The organism is Quatrionicoccus australiensis, from assembly GCF_020510525.1.
In the GTDB taxonomy this organism is placed as follows: Bacteria; Pseudomonadota; Gammaproteobacteria; order Burkholderiales; family Rhodocyclaceae; genus Azonexus; species Azonexus australiensis_B.
The window spans coordinates 3,106,826-3,132,073 of the sequence record NZ_CP075188.1 but is presented as its reverse complement, the minus strand read 5'-3'; the positions used below and the strand labels follow the sequence as shown (position 1 = coordinate 3,132,073).

Below are 25,248 nucleotides of genomic sequence, written 5' to 3'. Positions count from 1 at the left end.
CGGTTATATTTTTAACCGGCGGATTCTCTTAGAGTTGATTGCGCACAGGAATGCGGCATATTGCCGCAGATGACATCGGCAATTTTCTTTTGCGGGGGGAGGCCTGGCGACTGATCAGCAGAGTTTCTGCGGTTTTGCTGCTGCGACGGTGATGCTTGCCGCTGACTCAGCGCTGGTGATTCATCAGGGCCTTGAGGCCATTTACATCAAGTATGCGGATGTGTTTCTGCTGCACGGCGATGTAGCCTTCTTCCTGGAAGCGCGAGAAGGCGCGCGATACGGTTTCCAGCTTGAGGCCGAGATAGCTGCCGATTTCCTCGCGCGTCATGCGCAGGTAGAACTCGGCATGCGAGAAGCCACGGGCCGTGAAACGCTGCGACAGGTTGAGCAGGAAGGCAGCAAGGCGTTCTTCGGCGCGCATCGTGCCGAGCAGCATCATGACGCCGTGGTCGCGCACGATTTCGCGGCTCATCACCTTGTGGAAATGGTGCTGCAGATTGTGGATTTCGCGCGACAGGGTTTCCAGGCGGGAGAAGGGGATCGAGCAGATTTCGCTGTCTTCGAGAGCGATTGCGTTGCAGGTGTGAAATTCGGTGCTGATGCCATCCAGACCAAGCAGTTCGCCGGCCATCTGGAAGCCGGTTACCTGGTCGCGACCATCCTCGAGCAGCACATCGGTCTTGAAAAAGCCGCTGCGGATCGCGTAGATCGAGTCGAAGGCCTCGCCGGCACGATAAAGGTGGTCGCCGCGCTTGATCCGGCGCCGGGTCGAAATGAGATCGTCGAGGCGCTCGAGTTCATCAAGACTGAGCCCGAACGGGAGGCATAGTTCGCGCAAGTTGCAGTTCGAACATGCCGTCTTGATGACGGAGAGGGAAATTTCCTGAATGGCCGTGTTTTGGGGCATTATCAACCTGCGTTCGCTTGATCCAAGTCAACGGAAATTGTGCAGCGCCGCAACATAATCCAATCAAAATTTGCCGGTATGTTTAATGAATTTCGCAACTGAAAACCTCGTCTTCGATCCTCAGATCATTCGCCGCTTCGATGTGAACGGCCCCCGCTATACATCGTACCCGACAGCGGACCGATTCGTTGAGGCTTTCGATTCGGACGCAGCCAAACTGTGGCTGGGCAAACGCAACATCGGCGCAATCAGCCGACCCTTGTCATTATACTTCCACATCCCTTTCTGCAACACCATCTGTTACTACTGCGCCTGCAACAAGATCATCACCAAGGATCATGCGCGTAGCGGCAAGTACCTCAAGTACCTGGCCAAGGAGCTGGACATGCAGGCTGCCTGCCTGGAAGGCCGTGATGGTGAGCACGAGGTCATCCAGCTGCATTGGGGTGGTGGTACGCCGACCTTCCTGTCGCACGACGAGATGCGCCAGTTGATGGGGGAAACGAAGAAGCATTTCAAGCTGCTTGAAGGCGGCGAATATTCGATTGAAGTCGATCCGCGCAAGGTCGATACGGCAACCGTTGCATTGCTTGGCGAACTTGGTTTCAACCGGATGAGTGTCGGTGTCCAGGACTTCGACGAGAAGGTCCAGGTTGCGGTGAATCGCGTCCAGAGCGAAGAAGAAACCTACAACGTGATCCGCGATGCGCGTGCCAACGGTTTCAAGTCGATTTCGATCGACCTGATCTACGGTTTGCCGCACCAGTCGGTGATGGGTTTCAACCGGACCCTGGAACGTGTTCTGGCGATGGATCCGGAACGCCTGTCGATCTACAACTATGCGCACATGCCCAGCCTGTTCAAGCCGCAGCGCCGGATCAACGACGCCGACCTGCCGTCGGCCGATACCAAGCTGCAGATCCTGGCGCTGGCGATCAAGAAGCTGACCGAAGCCGGTTATGTCTATATCGGCATGGATCACTTCGCCAAGCCGGACGACGAACTCGCGGTGGCCCAGCGCCAAGGTCGCCTGCACCGGAACTTCCAGGGCTATTCGACCTACGCCGATTGCGACATGCTGTCTTTCGGTATTTCGTCGATCAGCAAGGTCGGGCCGACCTACAGCCAGAACGTCAAGACGGCGGAAGAGTATTACGACCGCCTCGATGCCGATCTGCTGCCGGTCTTCCGCGGCATTGAGCTGACCGCTGACGACATCCTGCGCCGTTCGATCATCCAGGCCCTGATGTGTCATTTCGAACTGTCCATCGAGTCGATCGAAAGCTCGCACCTGATTGATTTCCACAAGTACTTTGCCGACGAGATCGAGGAAATGCGCGAGATGGAGCGCGGTGGCCTGCTCAAGATCGAGCGCGACTGGATTACCGTTCTGCCGCCGGGGCGCATGCTGGTGCGTGTCATTTCCATGGTCTTCGACCGCTATCTGCGTGCCGATCGGCAGCGCAAGCGCTACTCGAAAGTGATCTGAACGGGGTGCCGGCTTCAAGGCGGCGGGTTAAACTGCCGCCTATGATGTCTCCCCCGTTTTTTCATGCCTGATTCCGGCTTTCTCGCATTGTTCCTGGTCGGCCTGCTTGGCGGCACGCACTGTGTCGGCATGTGTGGCGGCATTGTCGGCGCCCTGTCGATGGGCGCGCCGGCGCGTTGGTCGATGCACCTTGCCTATAACGCCGGGCGCATCCTCTCCTATGTCATCGCCGGTGCCGTTGCCGGTGCGCTCGGTGCAGCCAGTCTGGGCCTCGAGGGCCAGGTGCCGATCCGCCTGGTGCTCTATTTTCTTGCCAACCTGATGCTGGTTGCACTCGGCTTTTATCTGCTGGGGGTGACCAGTACCCTGGCCTTTACCGAACGTTTCGGTCAGCACCTGTGGCGTTTGCTGCAGCCCCTGACGCGTCGTTTTCTGCCGGCGCGCAGTGTGCAGCAGGCTTTCCCGCTTGGTTTGCTGTGGGGCTGGTTGCCCTGTGGTCTGGTCTATAGCGCCCTGGCCAGTGCCCTGACGGCCGGCTCGGCCGGGCGCGGTGCCTTGCTGATGCTGGCTTTCGGTCTGGGAACCTTGCCAAATCTGCTGCTCGCAGGCATCGTGCTGGCAAGGCTGAACGAGTTTGTTCGCCGGCCTGCGGTCCGCCTGTTTTCCGGGCTGCTGGTTCTGGGTTTCGGTCTGTATGGCTTGCTTGGCCTGATGCGCTTGCTGCACTGGATTTAGGATGCACGATGACAATTAAAATTCTTCTGCCGGTTGATGGTTCGGCCTGTTCGCTGCGCGCGGTCGATCATCTGCTGGCCCACGCCGCCTGGTTTGCCGAGGTGCCCGAGGTGCATTTGCTGCATGTGCATCCGCCGATTCCGATCGGCCGTGTGCAGGCCCATATCGGCAAGGACACCCTGCATGGCTATTACCTCGAAGAAGGGCAGGCCAGCCTGCTCGAAGCGCAAAAGAAGCTGGATGCGGCCGGGCGTTTTCATACCACCCACATCCACGTCGGGCAGCCGGCTGAAGTGATTGCCCACGTTGCCACTGAACTGGCCTGTGACCTGATCATCATGGGGACGCATGGGCAAAGTGCGCTGGCTGGCGTGTTGACCGGTTCGGTTGCGGCGCGCGTCCTGCATCTGGCGCCTTGTCCGGTCTTGCTGGTCAAATGAACGAACCGGAGAGTGGGCGGGTCGTCGAGTTTTCGATTGGCGGCATGACCTGTGCCGCCTGTTCGGCGCGCCTGGAAAAGGTACTCAATCGCCAGCCTGGCATGCAGGCCAACGTCAATCTGGCGGCTGAAAGAGCGCGCATTCGTCTGGCCGGAGCGGCCGACGAAGCGGCGGTGGTCGCTGCAGTGGCGAAGGCGGGCTTTTCTGCGGCACTTGTCGATGGGCAGACCCGGGCACGGGAAAAAGCCGAAAAACAGCGTGTCTACCGCCACGAAATCCGCCAGTTCCAGATTGCCGTTGCCTTGAGTCTGCCCTTGGTCGGGCAGATGTTCTTCATGTTCGGCGAACACGGTCAGCACAATGAATTGCCGCGCTGGCTGCAGTTCCTGCTGGCGACGCCGGTCCAGTTCTGGATCGGTTGGCGTTTCTACGCCGGCGCTTTCAAGGCCCTGCGTGGCGGCGGGGCCAACATGGATGTGCTGGTCGCGCTCGGCACCAGCATGGCCTGGGGCTTTTCCGCCGTGGTCACGCTGTTCGGTCTTGATCAGCACGTCTATTTCGAGGGCGGCGCGGCGGTCATCACCCTGGTCCTGCTTGGCAAGTTGCTTGAGGCGCGGGCCAAGGCGCATACCTCGGAGGCGATCGAGGCGCTGATCCGCCTGCAGCCGAAAACGGCGCGCGTCGAGCGCGACGGGCAATGGGTCGAAATGCCGGTCGATGCGCTGATGCCGGGCGATATCTTCATGGTACGACCGGGCGAGAGCGTGCCGGTCGATGGCGAAGTGGTGGATGGCGATTCCAGCGTCAATGAAGCCATGCTCACCGGCGAAAGCATGCCGGTCGGCAAGTCGACCGGTGACCGCGTCTTCGCGGCGACGGCGAACGGCCAGGGCGCCTTGCGCTGCCGGGCGACCGGGGTTGGCGAGCAGACCCTGCTCGCCGGCATCATCCGGCTGGTCGGCGAGGCACAGGGGTCGAAAGCGCCGGTGCAGCGTCTGGCCGACCGGATTTCGGCGATCTTTGTGCCGGTGGTGTGTTCGATTGCATTGCTGACTTTTGCCGGCTGGTGGTGGTATTCGGCCGATTTTGCCGAAGCGCTGGTCAACGCCGTGGCGGTGCTGGTCATTGCCTGTCCCTGTGCGCTCGGGCTGGCGACGCCGACCGCGATCATGGTCGGTACCGGGCAGGGGGCGCGGGCCGGCATTCTGGTCCGGAACGCCGAAGCGCTCGAGCGTGCCGAACGGATCACGGTGCTGGCGCTCGACAAGACCGGCACGCTGACCCTGGGCGAGCCGCAGGTGGTTGATCTGCAGGTCATGCAGGGCAGCGAGGCGGAAGTGCTGCGCCTGGCCGCGGCGCTTGAGCAGGGTTCCGAGCATCCGCTGGCACGGGCGATCCTGGCGCGCTGCCAGGCGGTCGACTTGCCACAATGTGTCGATTTCAAGGCGCATCCGGGTTTTGGCGTCAGTGGCAGCGTAGACGGCCAGATCCTGCGTCTGGGGGCGCCAGCCTGGTTCGGGATTGCTGACGATGCCCGGATTCAGCATCTGCAACAATCCGGCAAGACAGTCGTGGCCATGTTTGGCGGCGAACAGTTGCTGGCGATCTTTGCCATTGCCGATGCCTTGCGCCCGACTTCTCAGGCGGCGGTGCGTCGCTTGCGTGAACGCGGTATCCGGGTGGTGATGCTGACGGGCGATAATATTGTTACAGCATCTGCCATTGCAGCCGAAGCCGGGATTGCCGAATTCCGGGCCGGCATCCTGCCCGGCGAGAAAGCCGCGGCGCTGGCCGAGTTGAAGGCTGGCGGCGCACTGGTGGCGATGGTCGGTGACGGCATCAACGACGCGCCGGCGCTGGCCGCTGCCGATGTCAGCTTCGCGATTGGTGCCGGTTCCGATGCGGCGATCGAGGCGGCCGACCTGACATTGATTCGCAGCGACCTGAACGGCGTCGCTGATGCCATCTCTCTTTCTGCTGCGACGCTGGGCAAAATCCGGCAAAACCTTTTCTTCGCATTCATCTACAATGTGGCGGGAATTCCACTGGCTGCACTGGGATTTCTCAATCCGGTCGTAGCAGGGGCTGCGATGGCGATGAGTTCGGTATCCGTGGTGTCGAACTCGCTGCTGTTGAAACGCTGGCGGCCGGGAAAATAACAGGCAAAAGGGGAGCAGGAGTTTCGATGACCGTTGCAGGCGGGGGGCGTGTGCAGGAGCCGTTGCTAGTGACGGAAGATACTGCTGCCAATCTTCTGGCTGAGCAGGAAGCCCACTTCCTGGCGACCATGGACGCTGCACAGGTCGGCATCTTTGTTGTGCAGGACCGCCTGTTCAAATACGTCAATCCCTGTTTCCTGCGCCTGTTCGGTTTTACGGCCGAAGAGCTGGTCGACCGCAAGGGGCCGCTCGACCTGATCATTCCCGAGCAGCACCCCTTCGTTCTCGACCAGATGCAGCTGCGTGCCGCGGGCGTCAGCGGCCACAATTACGAGCTGACGGCCGTGCATCAGGATGGCTCGACCTTTCCTGTGCAGATCCTTGGTTCGCCATCGTCTTATGGCGGACGGCCGGCTTCGGTCGGTACCCTGCTCGATCTCTCGGCGCAGAAAGCGGCCGAGCGCAGAATCCGCGAATTGGCCGATTTTGATCCGTTGACCGGTCTGCCCAACCGGCGTCTGCTGCGCGACCGCTTTGCCCAGTTGCTGGCTGCCGCCGAGCGCGACGAGGGTGAAATCGCGCTGATCTTTCTCGATCTCGACCATTTCAAGCGGATCAACGACTCGCTCGGCCACAGTGTCGGCGACGACTTGTTGTGCGAGGTTTCCGGACGCCTGTCGGCGGCCGTGCGGCGCATCGATACGCTGGCCCGCCTCGGGGGCGACGAATTCATTTTCGCCCTGCCCGGCATCCACGCGGCGGCCGCGGCCGAGGTTGCACGGCGTCTGCTCGATGTCTGCGTGACGCCTTTCGTGGTCGGCGGGCATGAGCTGACCATCACCCCGTCACTCGGCATCAGCATCTATCCGCAGGACGGCAAGGATCTCGAGACCCTGCTCAAGAATGCCGATGCGGCGATGTACCGGGCCAAGGAAGTCGGGCGCAATACCTTCCAGTTCTACGCCAGCGAGATGAATACGGCGACGCTGGAACGCCTGCTGATGGAAAGCAACCTGCGGCGTGCGCTGAACCAGAACGAGTTCGTGCTCTATTACCAGCCCCTGGTCAATCTGCAGAGCGGCCTGATCATCGGCGTCGAGGCGCTGATTCGCTGGAAGCATCCGGATCTCGGCATGATCATGCCGGATCGTTTCATCCACGTCGCCGAAGAGACCGGCCTGATCAATCCGATTGGCGACTGGGTGCTGTGCGAAGCCTGTCGCCAGGCGCAGGCCTGGTGCGAAGCGGGCTTGCCGCCGATCACCATGGCGGTGAACGTGGCGCCCGTGCAGTTCCGCCAGGCCGGCTTTGTCGCCGTCGTCGCCGGCGCGCTCGCCACCTCCGGCCTGGAGGCAGGGCGGCTTGAGCTGGAAGTCACCGAACGTACCGTGATGTACGAGGCCGACATCAATCTCGGCACGCTTTCGGCGCTGCACCGGATGGGCGTCGAGTTGTCGCTCGATGACTTCGGTACCGGTTATTCTTCGCTCGCCTACCTGAAGCGCTTCCCGGTCGGTAAACTGAAAATCGACCGCTCTTTCATCAATGATCTGGAAGTCGATTCGGATGACCGGGCGATTGCCTCGACCATCGTCAGCATGGGGCGCAACCTGCGCCTGACCGTGCTTGCCGAAGGGGTGGAAAATGCCGAGCAGCTTGCCCTGTTGCGCCAGATGGGTTGCGACATGGCGCAGGGTTTTCATTTCAGCCGTGCCTTGCCGGCCGATGCGATCGCCGGCCTGCTCGCCGAACAACCATTTTTGAACAAGGAAGCATGATGGAAACTACGCAGATCAAGATCGGTGGCATGAGCTGCCAGGGTTGTGTCAAGAATATTGGTGGCGTGCTGGGCGCGCTGGCCGGTGTCGCTTCCGCCGAAGTGTCGCTGGAGGCCGCAGCGGCGACGGTGGTCTTCGATCCGCAGGTGGTCAGCCGTGCCGCGCTGCTCGATGCGATTGAAGATGCCGGCTTCGACGCCGAGTAATCCGGTGTCCGGATACAGATATTGAATGTTGTTGCCGCATAGAAGTCAGGGAGAAACAGGCGTGCCAGAATCCGAAATCAAACTCACCCGGCTGTCGCACGGCGGCGGTTGCGGCTGCAAGATTGCGCCGGACGTGCTGCAACGGATACTGGCCAACACCACGCCGGGCATCATCCCGGCGCAACTGCTGGTCGGCACCGAAACCAGCGACGACGCCGCGGTCTATCAGATCAACGGTCAACAGGCGATTGTCGCGACCACCGATTTCTTCATGCCGATTGTCGATGATCCGCATGACTTCGGACGGATTGCCGCGACCAACGCGATTTCCGACGTCTATGCCATGGGTGGCACGCCGCTCTTCGCGCTCGCCCTGGTCGGCATGCCGGTCAAGGTGTTGCCGGAAGAAACGATAGGTCGCATTCTCGAAGGCGGGGCGGCGGTCTGCCGCGCGGCGGGCATTCCGATTGCCGGCGGTCACACCATCGATTCGGTCGAGCCGATTTACGGCCTGGTTGTCATCGGCCTGGTCAATCCCGCACATCTCAAGCGCAATTCAACGGCCCGGCCGGGCGACAAGCTGATCCTCGGCAAGGCGCTCGGGGTCGGCGTGTACAGCGCGGCGCTGAAAAAGGACGGGCTTTCCGACAGCGAGTATGAGTCCATGCTCGAAAGCACCACCCAGCTCAATACGCCGGGACCGGTGCTGGCTTGTCTTGATGGCGTGCATGCCGTGACCGATGTCACCGGCTTCGGCCTGCTCGGGCACTTGATGGAAGTCTGCAAGGGAAGCGGCCTGCATGCCGGACTGAATTTTGCCGATGTGCCCTTGTTGCCCAAGGCCATGGAGTTTGCGCAACAGGGCAATATCACCGGCGCTTCCGGGCGCAACTGGACGAGCTATGGGGCCGGTGTCCAATTGGCGGCGCATCTGGGCGATGCCGAGCGTGCCTTGCTGACCGATCCGCAGACCTCGGGCGGCCTGCTCGTTGCCTGTACGCCGGACACGGTGACCGAAGTGCTGTCGATCTTCCTGCAACAAGGCTTCAGCCATGTTTCGGTGATCGGCGAGCTGGGTGAGGGTGAGCCGGGAATTACGGTCGCCTGAGTCGCTGGGCGGTATTCGGCGGGCAAAAATGCGTTTTTTAGGCGGTTGACCGCTGGCGCCGCCAGTGGCGAGTCAGCGCCTTGTTTGCCAGGCCTCAGGCGGCGAGGCGCGGCGTATTGCCAGGCTTGTCTTCGCCGGCGTGTGCTTCACGCAGGCATTCGCGGGCGCAGGAGGCGCAGCGGCCGCAGTCGCGCGTCACGCCGAGATCGCGGCGCAGGTCTTTCAAGGTCCGCGCGCCACCTTCGGCGGCTTCGCGAATCTGGCGGTCGGTTACGGCCTGGCAGACACAGACATACATGGTGTTCTCCGCAAACTGGATTGTTTGGTTAAACAGGAATAATTCTCATTTTATACAGATGAGAATCACTGTCAACAACAATCACAGTCTTTTTTGCGCCCGTCATGCGCAGCGGTCGACGCGTCAGGAAATGCCTTTTTCAGGGTTTCTTCAATGCCTGGCGCGATTGCTCGATGGCGTCATCGAGATAGCCCTGATAGAAGTCCGGCAGGCGCACGCCGATGATCGGTTCGGCCAGGCGTCGACCGTTCGGACCGTAGAAGGCGACGACCGGCACCAGCTTGATCTTTTCGCTGGCGGCGAGGCGGGCGTGCGTCGTCGCTTCGCCGCGAAAGCCGGTCATTGGCGCATCGCTGTCCTGGTTGATCTGGCGTACCAGCAGCTGTGCCTTGCGCTGCGGGTCGTTGGCCAGCGGTTTCAGGTAATCGCGGCGGATGGCCTCGCAGAAGCGGCAGTCGGCGCGGCTGTACATGACGATCAGCGGGTTGCCGTGGCGGGCCGCCTGTTCGGCTTCGGCGCGCAGGTCGCTGGCGGCGGTCAACGCGTTATTCTGGGCAAAAACCAGCGCCGGCAGGGCGAGCAGGGCGGCCGCTAGCAGGCGATGCAGCGGGGTGTGGTCAGTTTTCAAAGCGGTAATAGTGCTTGTTGAGCCAGGCGGCGACATGGCCTTCCTCTTCGGGGAACCAGCCGGCGTTCATGGTCGAGTTGCAGGAGGCGACGCGCTGCAGGATCTCCAGCTTGGTGGAGAGCATGCGTCCGTCGCGCGTGTAGATCTTGCTGCCGTCGCCGCCATACATTTTCGTGTGGCAGCCGGTGCAGGCTTTTTCGTGCAGTTCCTTGGCGGCCTTGTGGTCGACTTCCTTGGCCCAGGGCTCGCTGGCCATGACCTGAGTGCTGAGCAGGGCGAGGCAGGCAGTGATGAAATGGCGCATGGAAAACTCCTTGTGTCAGCCAGCGGTCGACGCTGGAAAATGCTCAAAAACCGGCAGCTTCGGCTTCAAGATAGGCGAGGCTGACGTATTTTCCGATATTGGTCTCGAAGCCCTTTGTGTCGCGCGCCCGACTGGCGACACGACTGTCCTTGAGCACCAGCGCCTTGGCTTCTTCCAGCCCGAGGCCGTCGCGAATGGCTTGTTCGCAGGGGCGGTAAATGCCTTCGAACAGTTCGCGGTTCCAGCTCAGGACATTCGGGCCCGGCTCGCCATGGCCGGGCAGCCACAGCGTGCTGCCGGTCTTTTCCAGGGCCGCGTAGGCCTTCAGCGTGCCGAGATAGGAGCCGTCGTCCATGTTGGCAATGCGCCGGTCCATCGCCACATCGCCGAGCAGCGTGACGCCGTCCTCGACGACCTCGACGCAGAGATCGAAGGGCGTGTGCACGGTGCCGTACTGGTGGATGCGCAGCGTGACATCGCCGAACTTGAGCTCGGCGCCGTCCTCGAGCGGCAGGCGCGGCGGTACGACACGGGTGCCGAGCGTTGCCTGGTTGGTCCATTGTTCCATCAGCGTGCGCCACATGTTGCCCTGGATGCCCTCGATGGCCTTGATCGTGCCCGGGTGCGAGTAGATCGGCAGGTCCTTGCCATAGGCGTCGACGTAGGCATGATTGCCGAGCCAGTGATCGCCGTGATAATGCGTGTTGATGATCGCAATCACCGGTTTCTTGAACGCCTTCTTGATCTGCCGGATGGCCATTTCGCCAATCTGCACCGAGGCGCCGGAGTCGACGACGATCAGGCCTTTGGCGGTATTCACGAAGGTGATGTTGCACATCATGCCCTGGTTTTCCGGGGTCGGGAAACCGTCCGGCGAGAAGATCATCCAGACATGCTTCGAGACCTGGCGCAGCGGATGATCCTTGACTGCCGGTCCACGCACGAATTCGTCCATTTCTTTGGCGAAGGCGCTGATTGTTTGCCAGGGGGCAAACTCGGCGGCGCTCAGCAGCGTAAAGGCGGTGGTGCTCTGTAGAAAGCGGCGGCGGTTCATCGGTGTCTCCCGAATGGTTTTTCCATGGTGTGATTCAGACCAGTCTTTTCTCGGAGGTTGTCGGAGAGGGGCTGGTTCCTTTTAAATTGAAAGGCAAGTGTAAGCGAATTATTATTTAATAATAAACGTGTCGTGTACAGTTAAAAAAGGGGTGGTGAATTGACAGACAAAAAGAGTCTTCTGCTGGTTGGTGGCGCCTTGCTCGCCCTGTTCAGCGCAACGGTACAGGCGGATGCCGCCGCCGATCTGGCGCGTGCCGAGGAAATCGTTTCCGGGCGCTGCTTCCTGTGTCATGGTCTGGAAGGCGAGTCGGCGAGTCCGGTCTTTCCGCGCCTGGCCGGGCAACATTCGGAATACATCGCCAAGCAGCTCGGCGATTTCAAGAGTGGCAAGCGCAAGAGCGACACCATGAAACCGCAGTCCGAGGAACTGACCACGGCCGAGATGAAGGCGCTCGGCGCCTTCTTCGAGAGCAAGCCGGCAGCCGCGCGCAGCATGCGCGATGCCGAACTGGTCGCAGTCGGCAAGTATGTTTTCAACCGCGGCAACCAGTTCTCCGGCCTGCCTTCCTGTGCCAGCTGCCATGGCGCCAAGGGCTACGGCTCGCCGCAACTGCCGCGTCTGGCCGGCCAGCATCCGCGCTACATCGAGGACCAGCTCAAGCAGTTCAACAAGCGCGAGCGGACCAACGACAACGCGGTGATGCACACCGTCGCCTCCAAGCTCTCCGAGCTGGAAACCCACGCCGTTGCCGAGTACATCGCAACCCTCGACTGAGGGTCGCGTTCCGGAAAGACAAAAGGCCGCAAATGCGGCCTTTTGTCTTGGTTGCTGCTGAAATCTCAGGCCAGCATGTCGGCCCAGATGTTCTTGGCCCAGCCGAGGGCGACCTTGCCTTCCAGTTCATTGCGCGCCGCCGAGACGCCGCCCGCACCCTTGACCGGCTGGACGAGCTTGGTGGCTGCGTCGTACTGGTGGATGGACGAGACGTGGATGACATTCTTGCTATCGACGAAGCTGTAGCAGGTGTTCATCACGACCGGGGCCGGGTTCGGTTCCTGGCCGGCGAGCAGGTTGAGGATGGCGGCTGCGGCGAGCTTGCCGTGCTGGTTCGCCATGTGGCCCGACTTCGGCATGGTCGGCGCCGGGAAGACGGCATCGCCGAGCACATGCACGCCCGGCGTGCTGGTCGATTCCATCGACAGCCAGTTGACGTCAACCCAGCGGTTGTTGATCAGCTTGAGGCCGGCGCTGGCGGCGATGTTGCCGGCCCGGTGCGGCGGGATGATGTTCAGCACGTCGGCCTTGAACTTGTCGAACTCGAGCATGGCGGTCTTGCTGGCGACATCGACTTCCTTGACCTCGCTGTTGTTGCGGTACTCGATCATGCCCTTGTAGAGATCGCCCCAGGCCTTGGTGAACAGCGCCTTCTTCGACATCACGTCTTCGTTGGCGTCGAGGATGACGACCTTGGATTTCGGCTTGTTCTTCTTGAAGTAGTCGGCCACCAGGCAGGCGCGCTCGTAGGGTCCGGGCGGGCAGCGGTAGGGTGCCTTGGGGATGGAAATGGCGTAGGTGCCGCCATCCTTCATGTCTTCCAGTTGCTTTCTCAGTGCAACGGTCTGTGCACCGGCCTTCCAGGCGTGCAGGATCTTGCCCTGGGCATCGGCATTGTCGAGGCCGCCGATCTGGTCGAACATGAAATCGACCCCCGGCGACAGGACCAGGCGGTCATAGCTCATCGCACCGCCGGCTTTCAGGGAAATCGTCCTTTTTGCGGCGTCGACCGCTACGACGTCGTCCTGGATGACGCGCACGCCCCATTTGTTCTTCAGGCCGTCGTAGCTGACGGTGATGTCTTCCATGGTCTTGGTGCCGCCGATGACCAGGTTGGAAATCGGGCAGGAGATGAAGGTCGGATTGCGTTCGATCAGCGTTACCTGGACAGCGCCTTCGCTCCACATGCGCAGGTACTTGGCGACGGTGGCACCACCATAGCCGCCGCCGACCACGACGACATGGCCGCCGGCCTTGTTGCCGCCGGCACAGCCATAGAGGGAAGCCAGCGCGCCGGCCGCCGCACCGGTCTTGAGGAAATCACGTCTTTTCATGAGCAGCATGGTCTTGTCCCCTTATTTTTGTGCGGCGAAATAGCCGGCGATCAGGTCGAGCTGCTCGTCGGTGTAGCCCTTGGTGATCTGGTGCATGATCGACGCCGGCTTGTCGCCGCTCTTGAAGTCGGCCAGCTTTTGCAGGGTCTTGGCCTTTTCCATGCCGGCCAGCGAGTCCATGCCCGAGCCCTTGACGGCGTGGCCGTTGGTGCCGTGACAGTTGGCGCAGGTGGCAGCCAGGTTGCGGGCGAGGTGGGGGTCGGCAGCAATGGCGCTGGTTGATGCAACCAGACCGGCGGCTGCGATGACGGTGAGCAGCTTCATTAGGACATCTCCTCTGAGTGATGTTGAGTTCATGCCGCCGTTATGTTGCATTTTTTGTCGCGGCATGGGGAGCTAGGTTATAGGCGTTTGCCGGAAATTGCATGCTGCATCGCAACAATATTAGCAGTTGACTATATAAGTATGCAGTAATACATTGTTTACTGATCTAGATCAAAAAAACGACATGGACGAGACAATTCAGGTGTTCAACCAGGTAGCGCATTACTTCGGTCTGCTCTCGGATCCGACGCGTTTGCGCATTCTCTCGGTTCTCTGTCTTGAAGAGAGATCGGTCAACGAGGTGGTCGAGAGGGTGGGCTTGACCCAGGCCAATACCTCACGTCACTTGAACATCTTGTACCGGGCGGGGGTGGTGGACCGCCGGCGCGAAGGAACTTCCATCCTGTATCGCGTTGTGGATCCCAATTTTGTCGATATCTGCCGCACCGTCAGCATTGCGGTGGCCAGTCGCGACATCGTCGGACAAAACGATTTGGTGGCAGCGCATTGTCTTAGCTGAAATTCAATACTCTGGAGGGGACTCATTTCTATGGTCGATAAAACAAAACAACCGGGGCGTCTACGGCCCGCTCCGGAAAACTTCCTGTCGGAAGATCAGGTCAAGGCCGTTGGCGCGGGACGGCGCGATTTTTTGCGCAAGAGTTTCCTGGCCGCCGGCGCAGCCATCGCTGCACCACTGGCAGCACGTGCTGCCGAAGGTGATCCGAACATTCTCGAAAACCCGGCCTGGACGACCTCGCTCGGCCAACCCGTGGCGACCAACCCGTACGGCATGCCGTCGAAATACGAAAGCCAGTTGCTGCGTCGCGAATCGCCCGGTCTGGCCCGCGTTGGTGGCGCCTCGGTGTCGTTTTGCCCGTTGCAAGGCCTGTTCGGCATCATCACGCCGTCCGGCCTGCATTTTGAGCGGCATCACCAGGGCTGGCACGACATCGATCCGTCCAAGCATCGCCTGATGGTCAATGGTTCGGATGATTCCCTGCTCAAGAAGGCCAAGGTCTATACGCTGGACGAGCTGATGCGCCTGCCGTCCGTGTCGCGCATCCACTTCATCGAATGCGGTGCGAACACCGGTCTGGAGTGGGGCAACGTGGCCGTGCCGACCGTGCAATACACGCACGGCATGCTGTCCTGTTCCGAATTCACCGGCGTGCCGCTCAAGCTGCTGCTGGAAGATTGCGGCGTCGATTACAAGAAGGCCCGCTATGTGCTGGCCGAAGGCGCCGATGGCTCCTCGATGACGCGCACCATTCCGATGGAAATGGTCGAATCCGGCGAAGTGTTCGTCGCCTACGGCCAGAACGGCGAAATGCTGCGCCCGGAAAACGGCTATCCGCTGCGCCTCGTCGTACCCGGCGTCCAGGGCGTGTCCTGGGTCAAGTGGCTGCGCCGCATCGAAGTCGGCGACAAGCCTTATGCCACCAAGGATGAAGCGGTGCATTACATCGACCTCCTGCCGAGCGGTCTGCATCGCCAGTACAGCTCGATCCAGGAAGCCAAGTCGGTGATCACCACGCCGTCCGGCGGCCAGACGCTGCTCGACAAGGGTTTCTACAACGTCTCCGGCCTCGCCTGGTCCGGTCGTGGCCGCATCAAGCAGGTCGATGTCTCCTTCGACGGCGGCATCAACTGGCAGACGGCGCGTCTCGAAGGACCGATCCAGAACAAGGCGCTGACCCGTTTCAACACCAACTGGGTGTGGGACGGCAGTCCGGCCATCCTGCAGTCGCGCGCCATCGACGAAACCGGCTTTGTCCAGCCGAGCTACGGCCAGTTGCGCGCGGTGCGCGGTACCAAATCGATCTATCACAACAATGCCATCCAGTCCTGGAAAGTGGCCGAGAGCGGGGAGGTCAGCAATGTCCAGGTTCTATAAATCCATTCTCGTTTTGGCCCTCGCCGGCGCGTCGACCGCTGCGCTGGCCTTCGACAACTACGGTGGCGTCGGTCGTCCGGCCACCGCGGCCGAAGTGAAGGCCTGGGACATCGACGTGCGTCCCGATTTCAAGGGCTTGCCCAAGGGTTCGGGTTCGGTTGATCGCGGCCAGGAACTGTTCGAGGAAAAGTGCGCATCCTGTCACGGCTCCTTCGGCGAATCGAATGAAGTCTTCACGCCGCTCGCTGGCGGTACGACCAAAGACGATATCAAGGCCGGCCGCGTCAAGGGCCTGTCTTCCGGCGAACTGCCGCAGCGCACGACCTTTACCAAGGTGGCGACGATTTCGACGGTGTTCGACTACATCCAGCGCGCCATGCCCTGGACCTCGCCGAAGTCGCTGAAGCCGGATGACGTCTTTGCCATCCTCGCCTACCTGCTCAATCTGCAGGAAATCGTGCCGGCCGACTTTGTCCTTTCCGACAAGAACATCGGCGATGTCCAGAAATTGCTGCCCAACCGCAACGGCATGACCACCGACCACGGCATGTGGCCGGGGGCTTCGGCCAAGAAGGGCGGCATCGGCAACGGCGGCAAGCCGGATACGGCAAACAAGGCCTGCATGAAGAACTGCAAGCCGGAAGTGCTGGTCGGCTCGACCTTGCCGGAATACGCCCGCACCGCGCATGGCGAGCTGGCTGACCAGAACCGCAGCTTCGGCCCGGTCCGCGGCACCCGCACGCTCGGTCCGGAAGCTGCCAAGAAGGCGGCCGAGGCCGGCACGCTGGAACTGGCCACGAAGAGCGGCTGCATGGCCTGTCACGGCATGAAGAGCAAGATCGTCGGCCCCGGCTATGCCGAGGTGCAGGCCCGCTACCAGGGCCAGACCGATGCGGAAGACCGTCTGGTCGCCAAGGTCAAGGCGGGTGGGCAGGGCGTCTGGGGTTCGATCCCGATGCCGCCGAACGCACATGTCAAGGACGAGGACACGAAGACACTGGTCAAGTGGATTCTGTCCGGCGCGAAATAATCGATTTTCACAGAGGAGATACCATGAACAAGCAACGTCGCACTGTACTCAAAACCGGTTCGGGAGCCGCGCTCCTGACCGTTCTCGCCGCTGCCGGCATCATCACCCCGGGCATGGCCCTGGCCGACTGGAACAAGAACGCCTTTGACGCCAAGAGCATGGCCGACACGCTGAAGGCGCTCGGTGCCACCGCCCATGTCGACAGCAAGGACGTCCAGGTCACCGGTCCGGACATCGCCGAAAACGGCGCCGTCGTGCCGGTTGGCGTGGCTTCCTCGCTGCCCAACGTGACGATGGTCGCCATCCTGATCGAAAAGAACCCGAACGCACTGGCCGCCAGCTTCATGCTGCCGGAAGGCACCGAAGCCAACGTCCAGACCCGCGTCAAGATGGGCCAGACCTCGAACGTGTACGCGCTGGTCAAGTCGGACGGCAAGTTCTTCATGGCGACCAAGGAAATCAAGGTCACCCTGGGCGGCTGCGGCGGCTAAAAACGAGGCCGAAGCTACTGCGCTCGACATGACTTCGTTGCGCTTGCTCGCCGTGCAGATTGCACTGTCTCGCAAACGCGCCTCGTCCTGTCATCGCTCGCTACGCTTCGTTTCCCGTTTTTGACACTTACTGAATTTAGGAGATAGAAACATGGGCAATCCGATGAAAATCCGCGCCGCCAACAAGGACGGCGTTACCGAAGTCAAAGTGCTGGTCAGCCACGAAATGGAAACCGGTCAGCGCAAGGATGCGGCTGGTGCTGTCGTGCCGGCCTGGTTCATTACCGAACTGGTCGCCAAGCACAATGACAAGGTCGTGCTGAACAGCGAGTTTGGTCCGTCCGTCTCGAAGAACCCGTACCTGGCCTTCAAGTTCAAGGGCGGCGCCAAGGGCGACAAGATCGTTGTCAGCTGGAAGGACAACAAGGGCGATACGCGTAGCGACGAAACGGTTGTCGCCTGATTTTTGCAAAACGGCAGCCAGATGGCGTAGACCGGATGCTGCCGGCCGTCTTTCCCCGGAGGAGATGAAATGATTCATCGCTCGATTCAATCGCTGGCCGCGCTCGCCGTTGCCGCAACATTTGCCGGCCCGCTGTTCGCCCAGGACAGCAAGGTCGCCGACGAACTGGCCAAGTACCGTGAGGCGCTGGCCGACGGCAATCCTGCCGACCTGCTCGAAGTCAAGGGCGAAAGCCTGTGGAGCGAAAAGCGCGGTCCGAAGAATGCTTCGCTGGAGCAGTGCGACCTCGGCCTCGGGCCAGGCAAGCTCGATGGCGCTTACGCCCAGTTGCCGAAATACTTCAAGGACACCAACAAGGTGATGGACGTCGAGTCCCGCCTCGTGCATTGCATGGTCACGCTGCAAGGTTTCACGCAGGCCGAGGTGACCAAGCAGTGGTATTCGAAGCCGGGCAAGGAGTCCGATATCGAGGCCCTGGTCACCTTCATCGGCGCCAAGTCGAACGGCAAGCCGATCAACGTGCCGGCGACGCATCCGGCCGAAGCGAAGATGGCGAAGATGGGCGAATACATCTTCTATCGCCGTTCCGGGCCGCAGGATTTCTCCTGCGCCATCTGTCACGGCCAGGAAGGCAAACGCATCCGCCTGCAGGACCTGGGCAACCTGACGACCAAGGACGGCGCCGGTACGGCGATGAAGACCTGGCCGTCCTACCGGGTGTCGCAAGGCGCGGTGTGGACCATGCAGCGCCGCCTGATCGACTGCATGCGCCAGGCGCGCTGGCCGGAGCCGGAGTATCTCGCGGATTCGGTGATCGCCCTCGAAACCTACCTGCAAAAAACTGCGACCGGCACCGTCATGGAAACGCCGGGAATCAAGCGCTGAAAAGGGGATGACCATGAAACTGAAAATTGCCCTTTTTTCTGCGTTGACCGCTACGCTCTCCTTTGCTGCCCTGGCCGAAGCACCCGGCGGCAAGTTTGCCGGCGAGGCCGAACAGATGTTCCGCAGTTCGTTCAAGGCCGAGAATCCGAAATACTGGATGAAGCGTCTGGACCAGGACGAAACGATGAAAACCTGCGGTATCTACCGCGACAACCCGCCGCGCAAGATTGGCGAAAAGCTGGAAAAGCTGAACGCCGCGACCATCCGCTATCCGGTTGACGGCAAGCTGATCGGCGACTGGAAGGAAGGCGAGAAGCTGGCCGCGGTCGGTACCGGCGGCCACATCGGCTTCATCCAGCCGGATCCGGCCGGGCGCGTACGTGGCGGCAACTGCTACGCCTGTCACCAACTCGCCAAGAAGGAACTGGCCTACGGCACGATCGGCCCCAGCCTGCAGCAGTTCGGCAAGGTCCGCGGCAATTCGGAAGAGATCATCAAGTACACCTACGACAAGATCTACAACTCGAATGCCTTCACCGCCTGTACCAATATGCCGCGTTTCGGGCTGCACAGCTGGCTGACGCCGGAGCAGATCACCCATATCGTGGCCTTCCTGATCGATCCGGAATCGCCGGTCAACAAGGACTGAGTTTGCGTGATTGGCCCGGCCGGTGACCCGGCCGGGCATTTTTTACGTCGTAAAACAAAATTCAAGGAACACAACATGAGCATGAATCGTCGCGAGTTTTTGCAGGTCATGGCCGTCGCTGCTGCGGGTGGCATGAGCCTGCACAGTGATTTTGCCCTGGCTGAGAAGGGCGCTGCCAAGCTGTACGACCTGCCGAAATTCGGCAATGTCAGCCTGCTCCACATCACCGACTGCCATGCCCAGTTGCTGCCCATCTATTTCCGCGAGCCGAACGTCAATCTCGGCTTCGGCGACCAGTTCGGCAAGGTGCCGCACCTGGTCGGTGACAAGCTGTTGAAGCATTTCGGCTTCAAGCCGAACAGCATCGAGGCGCACGCCTACACCTATCTGAATTTCGAAAAAGCCGCCGAGACCTACGGCAAGGTCGGCGGCTTTGCCCACCTGGCGACGCTGGTCAAGCGCATGAAAGCCAATCGTCCCGGTGCGCTGCTGCTTGACGGCGGCGACACCTGGCAGGGGTCCGGCACGGCGCTGTGGAGCAATGCGCAGGACATGGTCGATGCCTGCAAGGCGCTCGGCGTCAATGTCATGACCCTGCACTGGGAATCGACCTACGGCGAGGCTCGCGTCAAGGAAATCGAGGAAAAGGACTTCGCCGGCCACATCGACATCGTTGCCCAGAACGTCAAGACCACCGACTTCGGCGACGCCGTCTTCAAGCCCTTCGTCATGAAGAACATGAATGGCGTGCCGGTGGCCATCATCGGCCAGGCCTTCCCCTATACGCCGATCGCCAACCCGCGCTGGCAGACGCCGAACTGGAGCTTCGGCATCCAGGAAGAGAACATGCAGAAGACCGTCGACGAAGCCCGCGCTGCCGGGGCGCAGGTCGTCGTCGTGCTCTCGCACAACGGCATGGACGTCGATTTGAAGATGGCTTCGCGCATCAAGGGCATCGACGCCATCCTCGGTGGCCACACCCATGACGGCATGCCGGCCCCGGTCGTCGTCAAGAACGCCGGCGGCCAGACGCTGGTCACCAATGCCGGCTCGAACGGCAAATACCTTGGCGTGCTCGATTTCGACGTCAAGAACGGCAAGATTGCCGATTACCGCTACAAGCTGCTGCCCGTCTTCGCCAACCTGCTGCCGGCCGACCGCGACATGCAGGCGCTGATCGACAAGGCACGCGCGCCCTACCTGTCCAAGCTCAACGAAAAGCTGGCCGTCACTGAGGGCCTGCTCTATCGCCGTGGCAACTTCAACGGTACTTTCGACCAGCTCATCCTCGACTCGCTGCTCAAGGTCAAGGATGCCGAAATCGCCTTCTCGCCGGGCTTCCGCTGGGGCACCTCGCTGCTGCCGGGACAGCCGATCCTGATGGAACACGTGCTCGACCAGACGGCGATCACCTATCCGTGGACGACGGTGAGCAACATGAGCGGCGAGATGATCAAGACGGTGCTCGAAGACGTCTGCGACAACCTGTTCAACCCCGATCCGTACTATCAGCAGGGCGGCGACATGGTGCGTGTCGGCGGCCTGCAATGGACCTGCGATCCGACTGCGAAAATGGGTAGCCGTATCCAGAACATGATGCTCAAGGGCAAGCTGATCGATCCGGCCAAGACCTACAAGGTTGCCGGCTGGGCGCCGGTTTCCGAAGAGGCGAAGAATGCCGGCGAACCGATCTGGGATGTGGTCGCCAAGTATCTGCGCGACATCAAGACGGTCAAGCCGGTCAATCTCAATCTGCCGACGCTGAAAGGCGCGGCCGGCAATCCGGGGATTGCATGATGCGAGGCTTGCTCAGACAGGGACTGCTCGTTGGCCTTTTTGCGGTCTCAAGCATGGCTCTCGCCGCCGACTGGGCGCCGGGCAGTGTCGATTGGGACAAGTTGCCGGAAGTCAAAAAGAGCAAGCTGGTGCTCTACCTGACGCCGCAGCAGGCTTACGACATGAAGAAAGCGAATCCGAAGGGCGTTGCCTTCTTCGATATTCGCACCCGGGCCGAGGCGATGTATGTCGGCTGGCCGGGGGATGCCGATGCGCTGGTTCCGTATGTCGAACATCAGGAGTTGATGAGCGACTGGGACGACAAGCGGGCGATGTACAAGCTTGAGCCGAACCAGGAGTTTGTGCCCGAGCTGGAGCGTCGTCTCAAGGAGATGAATCTGGGCAAGGATGCGACGATCATCCTGATCTGCCGCTCCGGCGATCGTAGTTCGAAAGCGCAGGATCGTTTGCAGATGGCGGGTTACAGCAGGGTTTATGGCATTGCCGAAGGCTTCGAGGGCGACCTGGCGAAGGATGGTGCGAAATCCGGCCAGCGCGCGGTCAACGGCTGGAAAAACGCCAATTTGCCGTGGACTTACAAACTCGACCGGGCAAAGATGTATTTCCCGCGCTGAGCTTCCGGCTCAGGGCTGTACTGCCGCATCGGCCATGCCTGTTTCGGGTGTGGCCGTTTTTTCTTGCAGTTGCGGGCGGTCGATGAGCGCATTGGCCAGGCCGCCGCCCAGCCACATGCCGGCCAATGCCAGCCAGGCGGTCAGGGCGAAGATCGCGGCGCCGGAGACGCCGGCCCCGACGGCACAGCCGCCAGCCAGCATGCCGCCGAAGCCCATGCAGATTGCGCCGGCGATATAGCGCCGCATGCTGCGGCCATCCTGGAATCCTTCGAGTTTCAACTCGCCGCCCCACAAGGCCGCCAGGAAGGAGCCGAGGACGACGCCGGGCACCAGACCGATATCGAAATCCCAGGGCTGGCCGGGCGGTGACAAGACCAGCATCAGCATGTCGGCGGACGGACCGGTGAAACTCAGGCTTTGTACCGGAACGATTTCGAAGGACTGGCTGCCGATCAGGTGCGTGGTCAGCCAGGCCAGCGCGATGCTCAGGCCGACGCCGCTGCCGCACAGCCACTCGCGGCGGCTGATCCCGGCACGGCGGGCAAAAACAATGGCGGCAGCCAGCCAGACCAGACCGAAGACGATGCCGCCGTTGTGCCCGAGGTGGGTCGTGGCCAGCAGATCGCGGCTGGCTCCGCCTTCTATGGTCCACAAGCCGGACAGCCAGGTGCGCACAGGTGAGAGCAGGCCGTTCAGCGAAGCCTGCGCGGCGACGGCAAAGATCAGCCCGGTGAGCAGGGCGCGCAGGTTGCCGTTGGCGGCCAGCACCAGCATGCGGCTGGAACAGCCACGGGCGAGGATCATGCCGATGCCGAACAACAAGCCGCCGATGATGGCCCCGGAAAGGCTGCCGGCTGCTGCGAGCTGGCGTGCCTGGCTGACGTCAAGCCAGCCCAGCGTGATGCAAAGCTGGGTGCCGATGACCGCCGCCGAAAAGGCGAAAAGCCAGACGGCAAGCTTGGCCGTACCCTGGCGATTCCAGAACTCGACGACGGCGGAACGCATGCAGAATTTCGAACGCTGGGCGAAGATGCCGAAGAACAGACCGATCAGCAGACCGGCCAGCGCGATGCTGGTTTTCTCGCCAAAAAATTCGATCAGGCTCTCAAGATTCATGAATTTCGTTCCGTTTGGATAGTCGACCGGCTGACACGACCTGATTCCGTTTGCTGCACCGAGTCAGTGTAGCCGGCAGGTTTGGAGTTTAGCAGTTGTGCCGCATAGGCGCGTCGCTGCGGGCCAGCCAGGTCAGCATGGTGGCGAAGAGTTCTTCCGGGTTGACCGGCTTGGCAATGAACTCGTTCATGCCGGCCGCAAAGCAGCGTGCCTTGTCTTCGGCAAAGGCATTGGCCGTCATCGCCAGGATCGGGGTTGTCGCATTTTCGGGCAGGGCACGAATGCGCCGCGTGGCTTCCAGACCGTCCATGTTGGGCATCTGCATGTCCATCAGGATCAGGTCATAGTGGTGGACGCGGGCCAGATCGACGGCGACGGAACCATCTTCGGCAATATCGATGAGCAGGCCGGTTTCGTCGAGCATCATCAGGGTGATCTCGCGGTTGATTGGTTCGTCTTCGGCAAGCAGGACACGGCAGCCGGCGTAATCCCGTTTGAGATGCTCCTCGGCCATTTCGGGTTCGGAGAACTCGCCGGAGGCGGTGACGGCGTGGCTCTTTTTCAGGCGGGCGGTGAACCAGAAGGTACTGCCCTCGCCGGGTATGCTGCTGGCGCCAGCATCGCCGCCCATCAGGCGGGCGAGTTTGCGGGTGATGGCGAGGCCCAGGCCAGTGCCGCCATATTTGCGAGTGGTCGTATTGTCGGCTTGTTCGAAGGTCGAGAACAGCTTGGGCAGAATGTCGGGCGCGATGCCGATGCCGGTGTCGCTGACCTCGAAACGGAGCAGGGCGCTGTCCGCATCTTCTTCGGTCAGGCTGACCTTGATGCTGACGCCGCCGTGATCGGTGAACTTGATGGCATTGCTGGCGAAGTTGAGCAGGGCCTGCTGCAGGCGGGTTGGGTCACCGAGCAGATGATGCGGCAGGTCATGGGTCGCCGTGCGCAGGTATAGACGCTTGGCCTGGGCGCGTTCGTGCAGCATCGAGGTGACATTGCCGAGCAGGCTTTCGACCCGGACGGCCGTTTCTTCCAGAATAAATTTCCCGGCTTCGATCTTGGAAATGTCGAGGATGGCATTGATGATGTCGAGCAGATGAGTGCTTGCAGCCTCGAGTTTGCCCAGACGTTGGGCTTGTTCTTCCGAAAGTCCGGCCCGGCGGATCAGATGGGCCATGCCGGTGATGGCATTGAGCGGCGTCCGGATTTCGTGCGACATGTTGGCGAGGAAGGCGCTCTTGGCAATGCTCGCGGTTTCTGCCGCCTCCTTGGCGGCGGCAAGTTGCTCGGTCCGTTCGGTCACCAGTTCTTCGAGATGGTGGCGATGCCGTTCCAGTTCGCTTTCATCAGCCTTGCGCTTGCTGATGTCGCGTGCTGCGGCATACAGATAGCTTTCACCGTCCACAGTGAACCGGCTCATATTCACTTCGACGTCGATGACGTCGCCGTTTCTCTGTCGGTGGCGAGTTTCCAGCGTGATCGGTGTTGAATCCGGGGATAGTCCCTGCCATATTTTTTCCTGCAGGATGCTTTCCGGCCATTGGGCATCCCACAGGGTGACGCTGGTCCCGATCAGTTCATCCCGCCTGTAGCCGAGCATCTGGCAGAAGCGGTCATTTGCTTCGATCAGGCGAAGCTTTCTGTCGAGGATGTGAATGCCGTCGCTGGCGCGTTGCAGATAAAGCTGGTTGCGCCGGCTCTCACGCGTTGTGCGTTTGAGGAAATGCAAGGCCAAACCGCCCAATGCGAGCGAAAGCAGAAGGAAACTGGCGGCGATGGCGGAGGTTTGATAAACCTCGCTCATCCATTCCGTCAGGTACTCCTCTTTGTCGATGCCGATAATGGCCAGCATCGGCACCTTGTCGAGGCGACGGAAGGTGACAATGCGCTGATGGCCGTCGCCGCTGGCCTGGGTGTGAAAGGTGGCCTGTGTCGTGCCTGATTCGGCGAGACGCTGGAATTCGGGGGCGATGACCTTGTTGCCGATCTGGCCGGCCGGCTTGTCGGGAATGGCCGGAATCCTTGTGATCAGGCCGAGATCGATATCACGCAATGAAATCGTGCCACCGTCGCCGATCTTGAACTGGGAAATCAGCTGCAAAAAATGGTCGACCGCTACGGGGGCCGAGATGACGCCGGCAAAGCGTCCATCCGGATAGTTGTAGCGTTGGGCGAAGCCGACGATATATTGCTTGGCGACGCGCCCCAGGCGCGGCTTGGAAATCTGCAGTCGGCGATCCGCATGGTCGCGGTGATAAATGAAATAGTCGCGGTCAGCCCAGCTGACGGGGTTTGCCTTGCTGACCCCCTTGCCGAGGATGACCTGTCCATCTGCGTTGGCGACACGAAAGGCTTCGGTTATCGGTAAACGCTCTTCCTGGCGGGCGAGAAAGGCATTCATCGCTGCTTCATCGATGCCCTTGCCGGCCAGCTGACGCTCAAGTTCGTCGGCGACGGTACGCAGGGACAGGTCGATCCGGTCGATGCTGCCGGATAAATTGAGATCGAGTGCGCTGGCGATATTGCGGGTCAGGTCTTCGGCGCGCAACTGGTGTTGCTGCCGGCTTTGCTGCAGCGAGAATCCAGACAGGGCGAAGACGAGGATGTTAGAGAAAACGAGGCCCACAACCAGCAAGGTTTGCAAATGCTTGGAGAGCGTTGTGGCGAGACTCACGAGTCCGGGTCCGGTGCTGTTTTCTTGTCATCGCGACACTGGCTGTGTCGCATCCCCTGTACTTTTCGCGTGATTCTACTCCACTCGAATCTAC

At 61.1% G+C, this 25,248-nt stretch carries 26 protein-coding genes; 17 read left to right on the top strand and 9 right to left on the bottom strand.

Features of this window, described 5'->3' with window-relative positions; genetic code table 11:
- Positions 1-166: 166 nt before the first annotated feature.
- The gene (gene fnr, locus KI612_RS14965) at positions 167-907 is read right to left on the bottom strand and encodes a fumarate/nitrate reduction transcriptional regulator Fnr (RefSeq protein ID WP_226440867.1); all 741 of its coding nucleotides are present in this window, start codon (positions 905-907) and stop codon (positions 167-169) included.
- Positions 908-992: 85 nt separating this feature from the next.
- On the opposite strand from fnr, the gene hemN reads away from it, so the two are divergent.
- The 7 genes from hemN to selD all read left to right on the top strand — a co-directional run bounded on the left by hemN (position 993) and on the right by selD (position 8,822).
- Entirely contained in the window at positions 993-2,396 is a 1,404-nt protein-coding gene (gene hemN, locus KI612_RS14960; protein ID WP_226440866.1) for an oxygen-independent coproporphyrinogen III oxidase, read from the top strand.
- Positions 2,397-2,459: 63 nt separating this feature from the next.
- Positions 2,460-3,131, top strand: coding sequence for a sulfite exporter TauE/SafE family protein (locus tag KI612_RS14955; RefSeq protein ID WP_226440865.1), 672 nt, complete (start codon positions 2,460-2,462; stop codon positions 3,129-3,131).
- An 8-nt stretch (positions 3,132-3,139) separates the two neighbouring features.
- Positions 3,140-3,571: a universal stress protein gene (locus tag KI612_RS14950; protein WP_226440864.1), complete on the top strand. Its 432-nt coding sequence runs from the start codon at positions 3,140-3,142 to the stop codon at positions 3,569-3,571.
- Entirely contained in the window at positions 3,568-5,730 is a 2,163-nt protein-coding gene (locus tag KI612_RS14945; protein WP_226440863.1) for a heavy metal translocating P-type ATPase, read from the top strand. The genes KI612_RS14950 and KI612_RS14945 overlap by 4 nt, the downstream gene beginning before the upstream one ends.
- Before the next feature lie 68 nt (positions 5,731-5,798).
- On the top strand, positions 5,799-7,508 hold the full coding sequence (locus KI612_RS14940) for a putative bifunctional diguanylate cyclase/phosphodiesterase (RefSeq protein WP_226440862.1): 1,710 nt from the start codon (positions 5,799-5,801) through the stop codon (positions 7,506-7,508).
- Complete coding sequence (locus KI612_RS14935) at positions 7,505-7,714, top strand: heavy-metal-associated domain-containing protein (protein WP_404818056.1); 210 nt, start codon at positions 7,505-7,507, stop codon at positions 7,712-7,714. The genes KI612_RS14940 and KI612_RS14935 overlap by 4 nt, the downstream gene beginning before the upstream one ends.
- A gap of 61 nt (positions 7,715-7,775) precedes the next feature.
- Complete coding sequence (gene selD / locus KI612_RS14930; RefSeq protein ID WP_226440861.1) at positions 7,776-8,822, top strand: selenide, water dikinase SelD; 1,047 nt, start codon at positions 7,776-7,778, stop codon at positions 8,820-8,822.
- A 94-nt stretch (positions 8,823-8,916) separates the two neighbouring features.
- Here selD and KI612_RS14925 read toward each other — a convergent pair whose 3' ends face one another.
- From KI612_RS14925 to KI612_RS14910, 4 genes are all read right to left on the bottom strand, one after another.
- On the bottom strand, positions 8,917-9,120 hold the full coding sequence (locus tag KI612_RS14925; protein WP_226440860.1) for a (2Fe-2S)-binding protein: 204 nt from the start codon (positions 9,118-9,120) through the stop codon (positions 8,917-8,919).
- A 139-nt stretch (positions 9,121-9,259) separates the two neighbouring features.
- Positions 9,260-9,748 (bottom strand): thioredoxin domain-containing protein, encoded by a 489-nt coding sequence (locus KI612_RS14920; RefSeq protein ID WP_226440859.1) that lies wholly within the window; start codon positions 9,746-9,748, stop codon positions 9,260-9,262.
- Positions 9,738-10,052 (bottom strand): cytochrome c, encoded by a 315-nt coding sequence (locus tag KI612_RS14915; protein ID WP_226440858.1) that lies wholly within the window; start codon positions 10,050-10,052, stop codon positions 9,738-9,740. The genes KI612_RS14920 and KI612_RS14915 overlap by 11 nt, the downstream gene beginning before the upstream one ends.
- 43 nt (positions 10,053-10,095) lie before the next feature.
- Positions 10,096-11,106, bottom strand: a complete 1,011-nt coding sequence (locus tag KI612_RS14910; RefSeq protein ID WP_226440857.1) for an MBL fold metallo-hydrolase — start codon at positions 11,104-11,106, stop codon at positions 10,096-10,098.
- 159 nt (positions 11,107-11,265) lie between these two features.
- On the opposite strand from KI612_RS14910, the gene KI612_RS14905 reads away from it, so the two are divergent.
- On the top strand, positions 11,266-11,883 hold the full coding sequence (locus KI612_RS14905) for a c-type cytochrome (protein ID WP_319002954.1): 618 nt from the start codon (positions 11,266-11,268) through the stop codon (positions 11,881-11,883).
- Positions 11,884-11,948: 65 nt separating this feature from the next.
- Here the strand turns inward: KI612_RS14905 and KI612_RS14900 are convergent, their stop codons facing one another.
- Together KI612_RS14900 and KI612_RS14895 are read right to left on the bottom strand one after the other, a co-directional pair.
- On the bottom strand, positions 11,949-13,226 hold the full coding sequence (locus KI612_RS14900) for an NAD(P)/FAD-dependent oxidoreductase (protein ID WP_226440856.1): 1,278 nt from the start codon (positions 13,224-13,226) through the stop codon (positions 11,949-11,951).
- 12 nt (positions 13,227-13,238) lie between these two features.
- Positions 13,239-13,541 (bottom strand): c-type cytochrome, encoded by a 303-nt coding sequence (locus KI612_RS14895; protein WP_226440855.1) that lies wholly within the window; start codon positions 13,539-13,541, stop codon positions 13,239-13,241.
- A gap of 184 nt (positions 13,542-13,725) precedes the next feature.
- Here KI612_RS14895 and KI612_RS14890 point away from each other — a divergent pair, with 184 nt between their 5' ends.
- From KI612_RS14890 to KI612_RS14850, 9 genes are all read left to right on the top strand, one after another.
- The gene (locus KI612_RS14890) at positions 13,726-14,061 is read left to right on the top strand and encodes an ArsR/SmtB family transcription factor (protein ID WP_226440854.1); all 336 of its coding nucleotides are present in this window, start codon (positions 13,726-13,728) and stop codon (positions 14,059-14,061) included.
- Positions 14,062-14,091: 30 nt separating this feature from the next.
- Positions 14,092-15,438, top strand: coding sequence for a sulfite dehydrogenase (soxC, locus tag KI612_RS14885; RefSeq protein ID WP_226440853.1), 1,347 nt, complete (start codon positions 14,092-14,094; stop codon positions 15,436-15,438).
- Positions 15,422-16,468, top strand: a complete 1,047-nt coding sequence (locus KI612_RS14880) for a c-type cytochrome (protein WP_226440852.1) — start codon at positions 15,422-15,424, stop codon at positions 16,466-16,468. The genes soxC and KI612_RS14880 overlap by 17 nt, the downstream gene beginning before the upstream one ends.
- Positions 16,469-16,491: 23 nt before the next feature.
- Entirely contained in the window at positions 16,492-16,959 is a 468-nt protein-coding gene (soxY, locus tag KI612_RS14875) for a thiosulfate oxidation carrier protein SoxY (RefSeq protein WP_226440851.1), read from the top strand.
- Positions 16,960-17,110: 151 nt separating this feature from the next.
- Positions 17,111-17,422 carry a thiosulfate oxidation carrier complex protein SoxZ gene (soxZ, locus tag KI612_RS14870; protein ID WP_226440850.1) on the top strand — a complete coding sequence of 104 codons (312 nt, stop codon included), beginning with the start codon at positions 17,111-17,113 and terminating at the stop codon, positions 17,420-17,422.
- A 69-nt stretch (positions 17,423-17,491) separates the two neighbouring features.
- Positions 17,492-18,307 carry a sulfur oxidation c-type cytochrome SoxA gene (gene soxA, locus KI612_RS14865; protein WP_226440849.1) on the top strand — a complete coding sequence of 272 codons (816 nt, stop codon included), beginning with the start codon at positions 17,492-17,494 and terminating at the stop codon, positions 18,305-18,307.
- Between the two features lie 13 nt (positions 18,308-18,320).
- Positions 18,321-18,956 (top strand): sulfur oxidation c-type cytochrome SoxX, encoded by a 636-nt coding sequence (gene soxX / locus KI612_RS14860; RefSeq protein WP_226440848.1) that lies wholly within the window; start codon positions 18,321-18,323, stop codon positions 18,954-18,956.
- Positions 18,957-19,031: 75 nt separating this feature from the next.
- A complete protein-coding gene (gene soxB / locus KI612_RS14855) occupies positions 19,032-20,753 on the top strand; it encodes a thiosulfohydrolase SoxB (protein ID WP_226440847.1) in 1,722 nt (573 codons plus the stop codon).
- A gap of 53 nt (positions 20,754-20,806) precedes the next feature.
- A complete protein-coding gene (locus tag KI612_RS14850) occupies positions 20,807-21,367 on the top strand; it encodes a rhodanese-like domain-containing protein (protein WP_226440846.1) in 561 nt (186 codons plus the stop codon).
- 9 nt (positions 21,368-21,376) lie between these two features.
- Here the strand turns inward: KI612_RS14850 and KI612_RS14845 are convergent, their stop codons facing one another.
- A complete protein-coding gene (locus KI612_RS14845; RefSeq protein WP_226440845.1) occupies positions 21,377-22,483 on the bottom strand; it encodes a YeeE/YedE family protein in 1,107 nt (368 codons plus the stop codon).
- 88 nt (positions 22,484-22,571) lie between these two features.
- Positions 22,572-25,154 carry an ATP-binding protein gene (locus KI612_RS14840; protein WP_226440844.1) on the bottom strand — a complete coding sequence of 861 codons (2,583 nt, stop codon included), beginning with the start codon at positions 25,152-25,154 and terminating at the stop codon, positions 22,572-22,574.
- Positions 25,155-25,248: the final 94 nt, after the last annotated feature.